This window comes from Ktedonobacter sp. SOSP1-52, assembly GCF_016587395.1.
The window spans coordinates 456601-470996 of the sequence record NZ_BNJH01000003.1 but is presented as its reverse complement, the minus strand read 5'-3'; the positions used below and the strand labels follow the sequence as shown (position 1 = coordinate 470996).

Genomic DNA, 14396 nt, shown 5'->3' with positions numbered 1-14396 from the left:
ATACCCAGTGACACTCCACGTCCCGTAAACGGGACGGGCTTCTAAGCAACGTTACCGGTTTGGCCTGTCTCCCAGGAGACCGTATCCGCGATACGTGGTTGGGCCAGTTCCTTGCTCAGACAACGTTGGGGCGTGTCTGCCCTACTACTCCTTGACCTGGACAAGCCAGGACGGAGATACGTAAACGAACGAGGAAAGTTTACTTGCTCGCCAAAGGCAAGCCGATGCATATTGATCGAGCCAACCAGATCCCGATGCCCGGAGAACTGGCAAGCGCGACACGCCCACTGTCTGCCTTTGGGCTTGTGTGTATGCCCACATCTAGGACACTGGCTGCTTGTTCCTCGTTCCGAGCCAGTGAAGCTCATGATGTGGGCCGCTTTGGCCTTGTGCGTGAGATACGCTCTGTCTTTCCCGTATTCCCACAAGGCCATACGCTGATTGTGGTGTCTCCCATTGTTCTTGTTGCGAACACCATGAGGATTGCCAAGAAAGAGCGTGCCTACCTGATGGTGCACACAAAAGTCTATCACCTTGCGGGTGGCTTTGTGTCGCAGGTCACGTATGCGACGTTCTGCACGACGACATTGCTTGTGTTTGGCTCGCTGCACCTTTTTCCAACGACGAGAAGACTTTTGGCACCTCGATTGCTTTTTCGCCATCTTGCCGAGCTGTTTGCTTCTCAGGTGTTTGAGCGAACGGATACCGCGTCCGGTGACGATCAGAGCCTGACCTGTGTTCGTAGTCACGGCAGCCAGGTGGATCTCGCCCAAATCGATGGTTGCCTCAACGGTGCCAGAAGCCTGCTCTGCCTGTGGAATTTCCACGCAGATATGCAGCTCAAAGCCATTGTTCCAAACCAGACTGCACGCCCCACTGTGTTCGGGCAGTTCAAGGGGCAAGACCAGGGATGGGCGTCCTCTGCCCATAGGCAAAACAACGCGCCCGTTTTCTTTGCTCACTGCCTGAGCAGGCCACTTGACCGGATAAAAACGTTTGGTTCGCCAGGGGTACTTCATCTTCATCTGGGGATGCGTTTGACGGAGCTGGCGGGTGATATCAATGGTGGCAAGGAAGGCGGCAACGATCATCTGCACCGATTGGCTCTGCAAGGCAAAACGCCCTTTGGTGGCTTTCTGCAACTCGTCTCGTCCTGGCCAGGGAAGATGGGCGAGACGTACAGCTTTATGCATTTGCATACAGCAATTCCATACCTGTGCGGCTTCCATCTGAGAAGTTTTGAGGCGTTGGAAGAGGGCAGGCGATAAATGATTCAATTGGTAGATTGTCACCGTTTTCATGCTACAATTGTAGCATGAATGAAAGTGGTTTACAAGTTGGTAAAACCAGATATACCCACTACTTGATTGCTTCTCATCTGGTATGGATTCCCAAGTACCGCCGCCGTATTTTGACAGGGGAGATCCAAAAAGAGACGAAACGGTTGAGGGAGGAATGAGGTCCTCGGCAAGGTCTCACGCTGTTGGCGCTCTCGACGGACGAAGACCACATTCATGTGTTTGTGAGCGCTCCGCCACGTGCGCAGCCCGGCATTGAGAGCGAATGTGCTCAAAGGGGACTCATCGCGCTCCTTGCGCGAGCAGTTCCCCAAATGCAAAAAGATGTGTGGAAAGGAACATCTTTGGACGAGCAGCTAGTATGTGGGTACAGCAGGCAACGTGTCGGCAGAGGTCATCAAACGGTACATACAGGAGTGTCAGGGAACGTGAGAACGTTTCTTGGGCGCCCCACCACCCTCTCCACCAAACAAGGAACGGTGCTTTCATCCCTCCCCGTTTAGGGGGAGGGATGAAAGCACCGGTTGTTAACGCGCTATCGGGTTCGGCTCTCGGAGGAAAGAGCCAGAGAGGTCAATCGCGTTCAGAAGACGCTCGAAGGGATGAATCTCAAGTTAGGGGATGTGGTCTCCGATATCATGGGCAAGGCTTCGCGCATGATCTTGCACGCGATTGCCGATGGAGAGAGCGACCCCTCTCGCTTAGCCGCACTTGCCATGGGACGGGTGCGAGCCAGCCAGAGAGAGCTGGAGGCCGCACTCACGGGGGCCATCAGTTCTCATCACCGGTTCCTGTTGCGAGAACACCTCATGCAGATTGAGCACCTGGAAGCTGCGGTGGAGCGGATCACCGCTGAAATCGTGCATCGGTTTACGCCTCCCGATCTTCCCTCTGATGACTCACCAACAGAGGAGAAAGCAAGCGAGAGTTCGCCAGAGGGAAGTTCGCGCAAGCGGCCATTTCTGTCCCCTTCGGTTGGGGACAGAAATGGGAAGAAGCCGTCGTTTTGCTGTGCTCGATTCCAGGCATGAGCGAACGGTCAGCCCGTGGCATTCTTGCCGAGATTGGCATCAACATGCAACAGTTTCCCACCGCTGCCCATTTAGCGTCTTGGACTGGGGTTTGTCCGGGCAATCATGAAAGTGCTGGCAAACGGCTTAATGGCAAAACGCGCAAGGGCAACCCTTGGGTGCGGCGTCTCTTATTGCAAGCCGCTCATATTGTGGCCCGCCAAAAGCACGGCTATTTGCCTGCTCAATTTCGGCGCATCGCCGCACGGCGTGGAAAAAAGCGGGCTGGCATGGCTGTCGCTCACAGTATTCTCGTGATTATCTCTCATCTCCTCACATTGGTATGTATTTTTTGGGGGCACTCCACCTCTAAGATGTCAAAATGGATGTCAGAATTTCTACTGTATGGTTTGCCGTTGCTCAACGGGAGCTTGCCCAATACTTTTTTAATAAGGCATTCTCCACTGCCAACTGTCCACAAAAACGCTCCAATTCGGCAATTTTCGCTTCAGCAGACGGCTCTGTTTCGCGCAAGAACGCAGAGCATTTTCAAATCTGAAGACCGCCCCGATATTTTTACAGAAAACGAGCCAGAAAGCCCCTGTGATTTATCCAGGGGATGAATGGCTCTTCCTTGTTTGGGGCGTGGGTGGAGTTGGCTGGTAGGTTGGATCATCCCATGCTAAATAGGCATCTAAAGCCCGGCGTACTATTTCCGCTTCAGGTAAGTTCTCCTCTCGACTTTTTCTCTCTAATCGTTCCACCTGTTTCTCAGTAAAGTAGATATTTTTGCGTGCTCGTACCATGATCTACCTCTCTTGACTACATCACAATTGTGATGTAAAATATACCACTGGAAACGAGAAGGAGCAAGAAGGATGCTGATCTACGAATACAAACTGGATGGCAACAAGGCTCAATATACAGCCATTGATGAGGCTATCCGTATCGTGCAGTTCATTCGCAACAAGTGCCTGCGTTTGTGGATGGACAAGCATGCGAGCAAGAATGATCTGCAATGCTATTGCGCTGTTCTTGCCAAAGAATTCCCCTTTGCTTTTTCTCTCAATTCTCAGGCTCGGCAAGTGGCTGCTGATCGGGCATGGGCTGCCGTCTCTCGCTTCTATGACAACTGCCGTAACCAGAAACCAGGCAAGAAGGGCTATCCACGTTTTCAGCATGATAACAGGTCGGTCGAGTACAAGACGACCGGGTGGAAGCTGGACTCGGACGGCAAACATATTACCTTCACCGACGGATGCAACATCGGTCGCTTGCGTCTGATCGGCAGTCGTGATCTCGCCACCCGCCCCATCCCTGACATCAGGCGTGTTCGTCTCATCTGGCGTGCCGATGGCTACTACTGCCAGTTTGCCGTCGTGGCCGAGCGGCATATCGAGCATCTTCCCTCTGGCAAGCAGATTGGTATCGATGTTGGCTTGAAAGCCTTCTCTACCGATTCTGAGGGAGTCACCGTTGAGAACCCTCGCCACTATCGCAAAGCAGAAAAACGCCTCAAACGTTTGCAACGTCGTCTCTCTAAGAAACAAAAGAAGAGTCAGAATCGAAAGAAGGCTCGCAAAGCCGTTGCAAAAGCCCACTTGAAAGTCCAAAGGCAGCGTGAAGATTTTGCCAGAAAGCAGGCAAACGCGCTCGTCTCGTCTCACGACTTGATTGCCTTTGAAGATTTGCAGATTCGCAACATGGTCAGAAATAGGCACCTTGCAAAGAGCATACACGATGCTGGATGGAGGCTATTTCTGGCTTGGGTCAAGTACTATGCGGCAGCACATGGTATCCCTGTCATTGCTCTCCCGCCACACTCCACCAGTCAGAATTGTTCAGCCTGTGGCACGCTCGTCAAGAAGAGCTTGAGCGTGCGAACTCACATATGCACAGGTTGCGGCATCGTGTTGGATAGAGACCACAACGCCGCTATGAACATTTTGCAGAAGGCTCTCAGTCTCGTAGGGCATACGGAAACTGATGCACCTCTGAGTGCATAAAACGCTTCTGGACAGGAGGGCCTCTACTGTCTCTCAGTAATGGGAGTGAGCAAGTCGCCTGGATGAAGGAAGAATCCCCCTGGATGTATCCGGGGGAGTGTCAATTCCATTACATGGGCGACTGGATTCCAGGTAACAGTAATACTGGTGGTGATCGAATACTCAAAGTTTCTGGCACCACTGCTAAGGACATTCGTATCGATCTTGAAGCACTTTGATGCACGATCAGGATATTGTTGTCAGTGAGTCAGGTAGCGACGTTCCTAAGTAGGAATTAGAGAAACACCCCCAGACTTGTGGAAATGGGGGTGTTTTTTTATAGCTTGTCGTATGAGAATGCTCTACCGAGATTTGAAGAAATGGTCAAGAAAGAAGAGCGTCGTCCTTTTTGTTATGTCGCGGAAGATCATGGCACCGTTGTCGGCTATGCTCTCGCTGCATTAGCAGGAAAACGACCTCCTGGCTACCAGGCCTATCAGGGTGAACTGAAAACCATGTATATCTTGCCCGATTACCATCGCATGGGCATTGGGCGAAATCTGATACGGGCTGTCGCCGAGCACTTTCAACAAGAGATGGTTCCATCTCTGTTTGTGGGAGCGTTCCGGACAACTATCCCGCCAAAAGGTTTTATGAATTGTTGGGTGCGCACCTGATTGAGGAATACCGTACCGAGGCGAGATTAGCGGAGAGGAGTTTATGCTCGCCACGTATGGATGGGTATCGGTTCCCGGTTTGCTCCAGTTGCTTGCCTCTTGACCTCACTCACATCCGCAACTTTTTCCCAAAGGTCTTCTCCCAACCTGCGATCTGACAGAGAACGCGCTTCGTCTGCCGAAGGTGTCTCTTACCATCCTCATGGATGTGTCAGAACGCGCCTCATCCTAGCTCGCGTTCCCAACGTCAGACCATCTTCCCTCTTCTCATCTCACAAATTGGGGTATCTCTCACTCAGCAATAATTCGCAGACCCTGATCGCTGCGTAAAGTTGCCAGCGATTATGGTGTGTCAGACAAAACAAGCAGGCACACTATCAATGTAGTTCGCAAGCAGCAGAGAATATGGTAGGTCCTCTCGATGGAAGGTATGGCCGCACCCAAACCACGCCGCAGGCAGATATCTACAGCCTGGGCGCGCTGCTCTTCTGCAAAATATGCATTTCATGGGAAAACTGTACGCCGAAAAGCGCTGGTAAGAGCCACCGCTGGCCTGGCTCTCCACATGGGAATGAAACCAGGCCAGGGCGACTGTTATGGCCGTTGACGAAAGAAATCTGCATTGAAACAATGCTACGCGGCTTCAATCTCACCACTTTCAATCTGGCTCTGGATCAGTTGGGCATAGTAGCCTCCACGACGCAGGAGCCTTTCATGAGATCCCTGCTCCACGATACGCCCTTGATCCAGCACCAGGATCAGATCCGCGTTGCGGATGGTACTCAAGCGGTGCGCAATGACGACCTGCGTACAGGAGAAACGAGAGAGATTCTGTTCTACCGCGCGCTCGGTCGTGACATCGAGCGCGCTCGTTGCCTCATCTAATAAAAGGACGGCTGGTTGGTGAGCCAGGGCACGGGCCAGGGCCAATCGCTGGCGCTGCCCACCGGAAAAGGAACTTCCTCCCTCAGACATGACCGTCTCATACCCCATGGGCATCTTCTCGATGTCCTCATGGATGGCTGCCAATTGTGCCGCTCTCATCACCTGTGCCATGTCCATCTCTGGATGATTGAGCGCGATGTTTTCGCGTACGGAGCCGCTAAAGATGAAAGATTCTTGCAGAACCACTCCAAACTGACTGCGAACCTCGCGATAGTTCAACTCTTGCAGCGGTATTCCATCAAACGCGATCGTCCCTTGCGTTGGCGTGAGCAGCCCAATCAACAACTTCCCCAATGTGCTTTTACCTGAGCCTGTTCTCCCAACCAACGCAACCCGCTGCCCAGGAGCAATATTCACCGTAATATCGTTCAAAATCAGCGGCGTGTGTGGTGCATACTGGAAACGCACATTGTTCACCTCAATACGACCAGTCAGTGTTGGCGGGGTGCGCACCTGCAGTGGATCTTGCTCAGGTTCGGCCTCAAGCACATCGGCGATGCGCTCGAAGTGGGCGCCAGCAATCTGCAATTTCTGTCCACTCGACGCCAGCGAACTGAGTGGCATGAGGAAGAGGGTAGCCAGCGTAGTGAGCGCGAACATCGTGCCAAGAGGTATCGCTCCATTGATGACTTGCAGCGTTCCTATCCAGAGCAAGAGCGTGGGGGACAGATTGTAAAGTAATTCGAAGATGACGCCAATCAACGAGACCAGATAATTGCGACGGATGGAGATATTCATCTGCTCAAAGTACAAATTCGTCCAGCGGTCGAATGCGCGCTCTTCAGCGCCAGCAGCCTTGAGGGTGGCGATGCCAGCCAGGGTTTCATTCAAGTAGCCCTGAGCTTTTCCCTGGGCCATGAGCTCGCGTTGCATAAGCCTGCGCACAGATGGGGCAGTGAGCAGCAACAAGCCAATCTGAAACGCGCCAATGAGTACGGTCACACCCGCAATCAATTTGGATAACCAGATCAAGGCTATCAGAGAAAGAAGCACACTGCTGCTATCGAGCACCGTCGAGACCAATTGACTGGAGAGAAGATCGCGGATCGCAGCGTTACTGCTCATACGGGAAAGCAAGTCACCACTTAAGCGAAGCTGGAAAAAGCGGTATGGCAAACTGAGCAAATGGGTAAAGAAGTGCTGCGTCATGTGCACATCAATGCGTGTTTGCAGATAAATAATCAATGTGGCACGCAAAAGCTTCGTGACCCCTTGCGCGAAAATCAACAGGAGCATTCCAACGCCAAGCAGCATGAGAAGATCTCGATTCGCGGATGGAATGATCGTATCGACCGCCACTGCTGTCAGAAGGGGGGCGCAAAGGCCAAGCAACTGCAACAGCAGCGACGCCCCGATGATTTGGATGAGAATGCCGCGGAGAGACAACATGGAACGTGCATACGTCCCCAGAGAGAAAGAACGCTGGGAAGATTGCCGCGTAAACTGAGGTCCTGGCTCGACCATAAGGACGACGCCAGTGAAGCCTTCTTCAAACTCGGTGTGGGTGATGCGTCGACGCCCAACGGCCGGATCAACAAGGTCAACATACCTCTTCGACCAGCGTTCAACAACCACAAAATGATTAAACTCCCAGTGAATGATAGCTGGAAGCGAGACAAAACGGAAATCCTCGACCTTTAAAGAGACCGCACGCACCTTGCATCCATACTGGCGCGCGGATTTCGCAATGGCACGCGCGGACAAGCCATCCCGACCGACACCACAACGCTCCTGCACATCCGAAACACGAGTGGCGCACCCATAGTAGGTAAGAATCATCGCCAGGCAAGCCGCTCCACATTCAACCGCAGTCATCTGTCTCATTGCAGGAACGCGACGGAGGTGCTTCAGACGGCGAGGACGAGCAGGTTCCTGGGTGCGCGCCTTCTCCGTTGCCTGTGGCGGTTGCTGGCGCTCCTGCGAGGAGCGCACAGAGGTAACGGGTCGACCTTGAGAGGAACTGGCGACGTCGACACGCTGTCTATTCCTCGACGGCACGGCCTCTTTCTGTCGGCTGGGTAGCGACAGTATGGCCGGATGCGTCGTACTGTGCTTAGCAGTCTGCGGGCTAAGTGAAACTGATCTCGAGACGCCTGTACTTCTATGATGACTAGGTAAGGCAAGCAAACGCGGCCCCGAAGGTGTCTGCATTTCTCTCGTTGAGAAGAAGCGCGAGGGATCAAGCACCATGGTTTGAAGAGCGGCCACAGGTCGTGCTGACTCTGCCACGAGTTCTTTGAGTGCCCTCATGGGATGGGTGGGAGTTTCAGCGCTCGTGGGTGTCGGAGAAACTGGCTCACACGGCAAACACCCACTCTCCCTCTGTTCATGGCTGGGTAATGATAATCGAGGCTGCACAGCTTTCTGCCTCTTGCTTGTCTGATGGGCATCATAAATGGCCCGAGCGGTGTCATATCCCTTTGGTATGTGTTCTTCCATAAGCGCAGCATCCCCCTATGAGCGTAGTATCCTCCCGGTAATGAAAAAAGGCAGGGCCAGGAATGTGGCCTCCTCTCCTTTGTAGTGTGGTTGTACGTGTCAAGACAGTTGACACCTTGTAGTTCTCACTGAAAATCCAACTACGAAACGAGTTGGTTGAGGCCAGGCAACAGGGAAAGCACACTCTGTGATCCCACCTGGACACGAGCTGAAAAGGTGCTCCCTGCGTAGAGATTGGCTGAGAGAGGAGCATCAAGACGTAGAGCCGCCGTGACGGAAGGCTCGGCAACCATCGACGCGCTTTCACCTTGAAGCTGAAAACGAGTGCGTAGATCCAGAGGACTCATCACGCGTGGTTCAAGAGACACAACGACACCGCGTAAAAGAGTCGCCTTTGGGCCAACACGTAATTCGACAGCTTGACCGGGATGGATCTGCTTTTGTTGGCTCACTGGCACAAAGAGCACCGCGACGATGATCGCTCCATGTGTGGAGTTTTGTCGCGTCAAAATCCCCTGCCCTCCCACGAAAACTGGGACCTGCGTTCTCCACGCCAGGAGACTGGCTCCCAGGAAACAGAGCAAAAGCAGCCAGGCAAACATCCACACGGGAGGTGTCGCCAGGCGTAGGATAATGCTCTGTTTTTGCTTCTGAAGATGCCGCTTATAAGCATCTTCACGAAAAATCGAACGATTTGAAGAGGTCATAGAAAACATGGTAAAATGAGCGCCAGTTGGTAAGTGCTTCGAGCAACTTACCAACCAGCTGGAGAAACTCTGCTCGCAATGCATTTCCCAGTGACTACGAGCAGAGCCGCATTTGAGAGATCATATGACAGAACAAATAGAAAACGCCTAGACGTTTTCCCTGCATTCCATCGATCTTTGCGCTGCTAGAGGCCGAGATCAGTGCCAAGACCAAGGTTCACGCTACCGGCTGGAGTCTGCACGCCAACGTTCGCACCACCAGTCGCAAGAGGGAGGCTTGTTGACGTCGCCGTCGTCGTGGCATTTGATGCGGTGCCGTTGACTGTATTCAAGACCGAGCCCACGACACCACCAAACAGACCGGAACCGCCAGCAACTTGATCTAGATCCTCATCGGTCAACTCCTGGAACATGGGATTTTTCTCGTCGAACATAAAAACAAATCCTCCTTGACAAACTACTAAAAAACGAGTGATCTGCTATCTCATGAGAGATGGATCACTATGGTCAAGTTCAGGTCGATCGGATTTCCCATAACAAGGCATCATAGCGACTGTCCGCATGGAGTCGCGACGGAAGAGTATGGGAAGCGACCTTTCCCAAACGTCCAAGAACGTTCCCATTGCATAGGCGTTCTTGAAACTATGGATAGTATACTACTCTCAAAATAGTCTTTAGCTCACGCCATCTGCAATATAGCCGCATGGTACCACTTATCAGCGATAAAATACACAAAGGATGAGTTTATATGATGTAATATACTCATCATTATTAATTCACATAGTTTTATTTATCGCACTATAAATTAAAATGTGGGTATGCGACTTCTACAGTGTGTGTGGCAAGAAGTATATCGATCTGCTACAGTTGAGGCTTAAGAAAAATCGCATATTCAAGCAGCACAGGGAAGGGTACATTGAGGATGAAGCGTTTGATGGTGAAATGGTAGCAATCGCCCTCGTATTCAAAAGGCTTGATGTTCCAGAGGTAGGGGGAGTCACCTACGACGAGGTGAGAGAAGCTGGTGAACACCTCCCGGGCATGGCCGCCTTGTGGGATGTCACGACACCTGAAGAGCGGTATGAGATGATCACGATTCTCTTGGAACCAGAGGGGTTCTCCTATGATGCCAAACTGAAAATGATTGCTGCACTCAAACCTCGTCCAGCATTCCTGCCCATTTTGAGTGTGACTCAAGGAGTCTTTGAATACAAAGAGACCAGTGAACTGCTTGTGACAATTCACTGGTCGCAACGGAACCGACGGGCGACGAACCACCGGTCGCACCTGGCCTTGATCCCCATTGACAAGTTGTTTTCAGGTCGCCGTGATATTCTCGTCTATACGCCCAAATCCAGTTCTGAATATATCCAATCTGATGATCCATTTGACCAAGCACCTCATAATCCAGAAGTGGTTTCCCTTTCTCAACGCCGCCCTGGCCCAGGCACGCCACAGTGGAAAATTCCCGTTTCGGAATGGCCAAATGTGGTACGCCGTATTGTTGAGAACCAAGAACCACTGCGCAAGGTTGCAGTGGATTATAGGGTTTCGTATGAGACAATCAGGCGTGTCGTTCGTGCTGCTTGCAAACAGTAGATAAGCCCTTATCGGTAACGACACGAACAGAGCAAAGGGAGCCATTATTCCAAAGGAGCAGTCTCTCTTTATGAGGAAACCCTTTCCTGCTCCACCACATACAGACATTGACATCCCCTACTATGTAAGCATCCATCAGGTGAGAACTACTACTACGAAGAATTTCTCTCCGCCGAAGCGGTGTTTCCAGAACAGGGCTCTTGTCTGGGTGGAGAAAAGAGGCGTTCTTATTTCAGGGAAAAGGCAAAGATAAGATACAATGGTGAAAGCATAGGCTATTTTTTATCGTAGAAGGAACAAGACGTTGCGCCTGCTATTTCAAAATGGACACATTGTCGCGCAGTTCAACGTAATATGGGAAATTTCGTTGCTGATGGATCTCTCCGCCAAAGGTATAGAATGGACTTCGGTCTACATGGAGGGGAAAGGAGAGCCAATTGGCCGTATTCACACAACGACCCATGAGGTGGAAATATTTGCAGGCAATGACATAAAACATCGACAAGTCGTCGTGCTCGGGCCAAATTCCCCAATCGCCTAATCGCACGACGAGGCAATATCGGTATTACGTGGCCTACTACTCGTCCATCCTACGTCAAACTGGTTGGCGTAGAGAGACGGAGCAGCGTTCGATGTGCAGAAGGGCGAATCCACAAGAGGTCTTCCTCGGGTTCACTCAGCTCCTCCCAGAGCAAGGCCGAGAGACAATCAGACAGACCTCTCTTTCAACGGGGGAAGCGCTCGCAGATATGGCCGCCTCTTGGAGTGAGGCAGCGCCGAAGGAGCGGCGCGATCTCGTGGGGGGCCTACTGACGGTGGAAGGGCTGGTCTACGACCTGGAGCGGCAAGTCATCGTCGGACTCATCCCGCGGCCCAGTGTCCTTCCCGTCCTCGCGTTAGGGCTCCAACAGACGGGGAAATGGGAGCAGAGAGAGGGAGGACTCTGGTGACGCGCCGAGTACTGGCCGCCCAAACGGGACATCACCATCAGGCATCTCCCACCCCTGTGCACCCGAGCCTGTCGCCCGCACAGCGAGAAGAGGCCATCACGCTTTTGCAGCAGCCCGACATGTCCATTCGGAAGATTGCCAGTGCGCTTGGCACCTCACGGGGAACGATCCAGCGCTTGGTTGAGTAGAAAGACATCCAGCGGCAGCCGAATGACCATGAGCTCTAGAGGAGCAGACAGCGAGAGGGCAAGGCAAATGCTGCCTCGCCCTCTCGCTGTCTGCTCAGGCTACTGAATCAGGTGCAACTCTGCTATTGATATTGACTGGTATTAGCGCAAGGAGTCGCTGTTGAGATGTAAATATTTCCCCAGTCAGCGGGAGGAATCATATTCTGGGCATTATCAACAATACCAACGACGCAAGATTTGCGTGCCAAAACATTCGTGTTCTGGTAAATTGGAATCCAGGCAACATCGTTGATCAGTGCTTGCTCCGCTTGATTGTATTGCTTGAGACGCTCGATCAGATTTTGATTGACGTCAGCTTGCTCCAGGAGGCGTTGATTCGCCTGCTGCTGAATGGCATTTGACGTATGGTTCTGTCCGTAGTTCCCGGCATTCTTGGGCGAACCCTGGTCGAACAGCAGAGTCAACCAGTTTTGAGGATCTGGATAGTCCGCAATCCAATCCAATGTGTGCAACTGGAGACCATTGGGATTATTGACCGTGGCGCTGCGCTCAGAGTAGAGACGCGTGAGGTCTATGTCATCAATCTTGACATTGACCCCTAGTGCGGACTTCCACATCTGCTGGAGCGCCGAGTACTCATTTCTCTTGTCCGCAGATCCTTGCGAGGCCGTGGTGAATGTGATGGGAGGAAGGTCAGCCAGGGTCAGACCTTCTTCTTTCAAGCCCTGGTTAAACAACTGCCTGGCAAGCTGCACATCGCTAGTTGTACCATTATGGGTTTGTGGTCCTGTCAAGTTGGCATTATAACCAGGCATGCCGGATGGAACGATATGATTCGTCGGAATGACCATATCGTGAAAGACATTATGAGCGATGGCATCTTTATTGATTGCCAGATCAAAAGCTTGACGTATCTTGATATTGTCAAACGGCTTTGCCAGGTAGTTCAGGCTCAAGTAATAGACATCCAGCAAGGGCTGCTGGTGGAACTGTGTTCCAAGCTGAGATCTAGCGTTCGCAATCTGCGTCGAGGGGATGGGAGCTGAATCAACCTGGTTGCTCTGATACAGCTTATACGTCGTATCGCCCTCTCTGACGAACGGCATAACGACCTTTTTGAGCTGGGGTTTGGGGCCAAAGTACTTTGGATTGGGGACGAAATCGATCTCTTTGTTGTGAATATACTGCAAGACCATCCAGGGTCCGGATCCTCCAATACCCGCATTCAGATGATCACTAAAATTGTTGCCAGCGTATCGTTCGGGCTGCAAGTAAGTAGCAGAGGTATTGTCAACGTATTCGGAGAAATGGAAGAGAGTGGTGAGGTCTATCACTAAGACTAACAAATCATCTCATTATAAGGTTCTCCGTCAGCGTTAGCTACCATCTGTCCCTTAGAGCGCCTCGACATGATTATCACCGATAAACAATCTCCGCTCCACCTGGTAAACCAGATTAGTCAATTGGGGGTCGAGGTCTTGCTGGTATAAAGTTGTTTTACCGAACAAGACATGCTCCACCCATTGATGACTCCGCTAAAAAGCAAGCTACCTGTTATGGCTTGGCAATCCATCGACGTCCTTGTATGTGTTGCTAACACATTGTTTCAAATTTTCCAGCGGAGTCATTGAGGGAGGGCAACGAACCACACAGAGTGTTGCCTAGCGCGCGACTATTTCCTCGACCGTTGGGAAAAAGTCGCCCTCCAGTTTCTGGCCCATTTGTAGCCCTAGCGGATCGGTGATGACATGCCGCTTCCCGGTGTACGTCGTGCTGGCATCCATATAGATAGCAACGTGCGCGATACGTTGCTCATCGGTAAAATTTGGCGTTGCCATGTGGGCGATACGAGCATGATGGAAGGTGCAATCGCCCGCTTTTAAGGGGACTGTAACGCGCTGCATCCATACCAGGTCAGGACACTTCCTCATCAAGTCATGGGCATCAGAAAGATCCTGGCTGGTGAGTTCAGTTTTTGTCTGTGAACCGGGGATAAAGGTCATGCAGCCCCTTTCGGCTGGCACATCGACGAGCGCGATCCAGGCACTCAGCGCATGGGTTGAGTTGGCGTGCGGCCAGTAAGGTTGATCCTGGTGAAACTCCGTTGGTGCATTGTTGTGTGGTTCCTTAATAAGCGTCTGGTCGTGCCAGATACGCAGGGGAACGCCTGCCAACCGTTGGGCTATCGCGGCCACGTTGGGGTGGAGAGTAAGCTGGCGTATCGCCGCATCTTCGCGCCAGACATTGACCAGTTGCGTGAAGATGTTGCTGTGATGTGAGTAGTTCTTGATGCGTTTCTGCGTCTCCAAAGTAGCGGCGCGGAATCGTGTCACTTCCTCTGGCGAAATAATGCCACGAATAGACACGAATCCTTGCCTGCGATACGTCTCGATAGTTTCAGTAGAAAGGTTTTCCGCAGTCGTCGTATAGACAGATATTGTCATGTGAAAACTCCTTTACTCTTCACATATGAGGTCCGTTATGAGGTCCGTAAAAAGGTGTTTAAGCAACTACGATAACGACACGACGCTTCAAGCGCCGATCGAATGGATCTTTTTGTATGATTATGATAGTAATATACCGTTTTATAACAAGAAA

At 51.9% G+C, this 14396-nt stretch carries 16 protein-coding genes; 9 read left to right on the top strand and 7 right to left on the bottom strand.

Translation table 11 applies throughout. The features are described from left to right. Positions 1-41 precede the first annotated feature (41 nt). Positions 42-1301, bottom strand: coding sequence for a transposase (locus JMJ16_RS27660; protein ID WP_255553248.1), 1260 nt, complete (start codon positions 1299-1301; stop codon positions 42-44). A gap of 14 nt (positions 1302-1315) precedes the next feature. Between JMJ16_RS27660 and JMJ16_RS57285 the strand changes: the two genes are divergently transcribed. The 3 genes from JMJ16_RS57285 (at position 1316) to JMJ16_RS27650 (ending at position 2931) form a co-directional block, all read left to right on the top strand. After that, positions 1316-1459, top strand: coding sequence for a transposase (locus tag JMJ16_RS57285; RefSeq protein WP_374229094.1), 144 nt, complete (start codon positions 1316-1318; stop codon positions 1457-1459). Positions 1460-1822: 363 nt separating this feature from the next. Further along, positions 1823-2329, top strand: a complete 507-nt coding sequence (locus JMJ16_RS27655) for a hypothetical protein (RefSeq protein WP_201386824.1) — start codon at positions 1823-1825, stop codon at positions 2327-2329. Further along, positions 2326-2931, top strand: coding sequence for a transposase (locus JMJ16_RS27650; protein WP_201386822.1), 606 nt, complete (start codon positions 2326-2328; stop codon positions 2929-2931). Before JMJ16_RS27655 ends, JMJ16_RS27650 begins: the two co-directional genes overlap by 4 nt. On the opposite strand, the gene JMJ16_RS27645 is transcribed toward JMJ16_RS27650, so the two are convergent. Then, a complete protein-coding gene (locus tag JMJ16_RS27645; protein WP_201377430.1) occupies positions 2917-3114 on the bottom strand; it encodes a ribbon-helix-helix protein, CopG family in 198 nt (65 codons plus the stop codon). The genes JMJ16_RS27650 and JMJ16_RS27645 overlap by 15 nt on opposite strands. A gap of 72 nt (positions 3115-3186) precedes the next feature. Here JMJ16_RS27645 and JMJ16_RS27640 point away from each other — a divergent pair, with 72 nt between their 5' ends. Together JMJ16_RS27640 and JMJ16_RS27635 are read left to right on the top strand one after the other, a co-directional pair. After that, a complete protein-coding gene (locus tag JMJ16_RS27640; protein WP_201386820.1) occupies positions 3187-4314 on the top strand; it encodes an RNA-guided endonuclease TnpB family protein in 1128 nt (375 codons plus the stop codon). A 359-nt stretch (positions 4315-4673) separates the two neighbouring features. Beyond that, positions 4674-4970, top strand: a complete 297-nt coding sequence (locus tag JMJ16_RS27635) for a GNAT family N-acetyltransferase (protein ID WP_201386818.1) — start codon at positions 4674-4676, stop codon at positions 4968-4970. A 633-nt stretch (positions 4971-5603) separates the two neighbouring features. Here JMJ16_RS27635 and JMJ16_RS27630 read toward each other — a convergent pair. The 3 genes from JMJ16_RS27630 to JMJ16_RS27620 form a co-directional block, all read right to left on the bottom strand. Further along, entirely contained in the window at positions 5604-8354 is a 2751-nt protein-coding gene (locus JMJ16_RS27630; protein WP_236601726.1) for a peptidase domain-containing ABC transporter, read from the bottom strand. 140 nt (positions 8355-8494) lie between these two features. Continuing rightward, the gene (locus tag JMJ16_RS27625; RefSeq protein WP_201386817.1) at positions 8495-9070 is read right to left on the bottom strand and encodes a hypothetical protein; all 576 of its coding nucleotides are present in this window, start codon (positions 9068-9070) and stop codon (positions 8495-8497) included. A 176-nt stretch (positions 9071-9246) separates the two neighbouring features. Next, positions 9247-9495: a bacteriocin gene (locus JMJ16_RS27620; protein WP_201386815.1), complete on the bottom strand. Its 249-nt coding sequence runs from the start codon at positions 9493-9495 to the stop codon at positions 9247-9249. A gap of 508 nt (positions 9496-10003) precedes the next feature. Between JMJ16_RS27620 and JMJ16_RS27615 the strand changes: the two genes are divergently transcribed. The 4 genes from JMJ16_RS27615 to JMJ16_RS54670 all read left to right on the top strand — a co-directional run bounded on the left by JMJ16_RS27615 (position 10004) and on the right by JMJ16_RS54670 (position 11798). Continuing rightward, complete coding sequence (locus JMJ16_RS27615) at positions 10004-10660, top strand: hypothetical protein (RefSeq protein WP_201386813.1); 657 nt, start codon at positions 10004-10006, stop codon at positions 10658-10660. 304 nt (positions 10661-10964) lie between these two features. Beyond that, positions 10965-11201, top strand: coding sequence for a transcriptional regulator (locus tag JMJ16_RS27610; protein WP_201386811.1), 237 nt, complete (start codon positions 10965-10967; stop codon positions 11199-11201). A 91-nt stretch (positions 11202-11292) separates the two neighbouring features. Next, complete coding sequence (locus JMJ16_RS27605) at positions 11293-11610, top strand: hypothetical protein (RefSeq protein ID WP_201386809.1); 318 nt, start codon at positions 11293-11295, stop codon at positions 11608-11610. Then, entirely contained in the window at positions 11607-11798 is a 192-nt protein-coding gene (locus tag JMJ16_RS54670; RefSeq protein WP_236601725.1) for a helix-turn-helix domain-containing protein, read from the top strand. The genes JMJ16_RS27605 and JMJ16_RS54670 overlap by 4 nt, the downstream gene beginning before the upstream one ends. 122 nt (positions 11799-11920) lie before the next feature. Here the strand turns inward: JMJ16_RS54670 and JMJ16_RS27595 are convergent, their stop codons facing one another. Beyond that, entirely contained in the window at positions 11921-13144 is a 1224-nt protein-coding gene (locus tag JMJ16_RS27595; protein ID WP_236601724.1) for an ABC transporter substrate-binding protein, read from the bottom strand. Positions 13145-13459: 315 nt separating this feature from the next. Beyond that, entirely contained in the window at positions 13460-14242 is a 783-nt protein-coding gene (locus tag JMJ16_RS27590; protein ID WP_201386807.1) for a phytanoyl-CoA dioxygenase family protein, read from the bottom strand. Positions 14243-14396 lie beyond the last annotated feature (154 nt).

Coding starts and splice junctions, on each gene's coding strand:
- JMJ16_RS27615 (WP_201386813.1), top strand. CDS start 10,004: ATGGTAGCAATCGCCCTCGTATTCAAAAGGCTTGATGTTCCAGAGGTA.
- JMJ16_RS27635 (WP_201386818.1), top strand. CDS start 4,674: ATGGTCAAGAAAGAAGAGCGTCGTCCTTTTTGTTATGTCGCGGAAGAT.
- JMJ16_RS27605 (WP_201386809.1), top strand. CDS start 11,293: ATGTGCAGAAGGGCGAATCCACAAGAGGTCTTCCTCGGGTTCACTCAG.
- JMJ16_RS27650 (WP_201386822.1), top strand. CDS start 2,326: ATGAGCGAACGGTCAGCCCGTGGCATTCTTGCCGAGATTGGCATCAAC.
- JMJ16_RS27660 (WP_255553248.1), bottom strand. CDS start 1,301: ATGAAAACGGTGACAATCTACCAATTGAATCATTTATCGCCTGCCCTC.
- JMJ16_RS27645 (WP_201377430.1), bottom strand. CDS start 3,114: ATGGTACGAGCACGCAAAAATATCTACTTTACTGAGAAACAGGTGGAA.
- JMJ16_RS27625 (WP_201386817.1), bottom strand. CDS start 9,070: ATGTTTTCTATGACCTCTTCAAATCGTTCGATTTTTCGTGAAGATGCT.
- JMJ16_RS27630 (WP_236601726.1), bottom strand. CDS start 8,354: ATGGAAGAACACATACCAAAGGGATATGACACCGCTCGGGCCATTTAT.
- JMJ16_RS27620 (WP_201386815.1), bottom strand. CDS start 9,495: ATGTTCGACGAGAAAAATCCCATGTTCCAGGAGTTGACCGATGAGGAT.
- JMJ16_RS27590 (WP_201386807.1), bottom strand. CDS start 14,242: ATGACAATATCTGTCTATACGACGACTGCGGAAAACCTTTCTACTGAA.
- JMJ16_RS27640 (WP_201386820.1), top strand. CDS start 3,187: ATGCTGATCTACGAATACAAACTGGATGGCAACAAGGCTCAATATACA.
- JMJ16_RS57285 (WP_374229094.1), top strand. CDS start 1,316: ATGAATGAAAGTGGTTTACAAGTTGGTAAAACCAGATATACCCACTAC.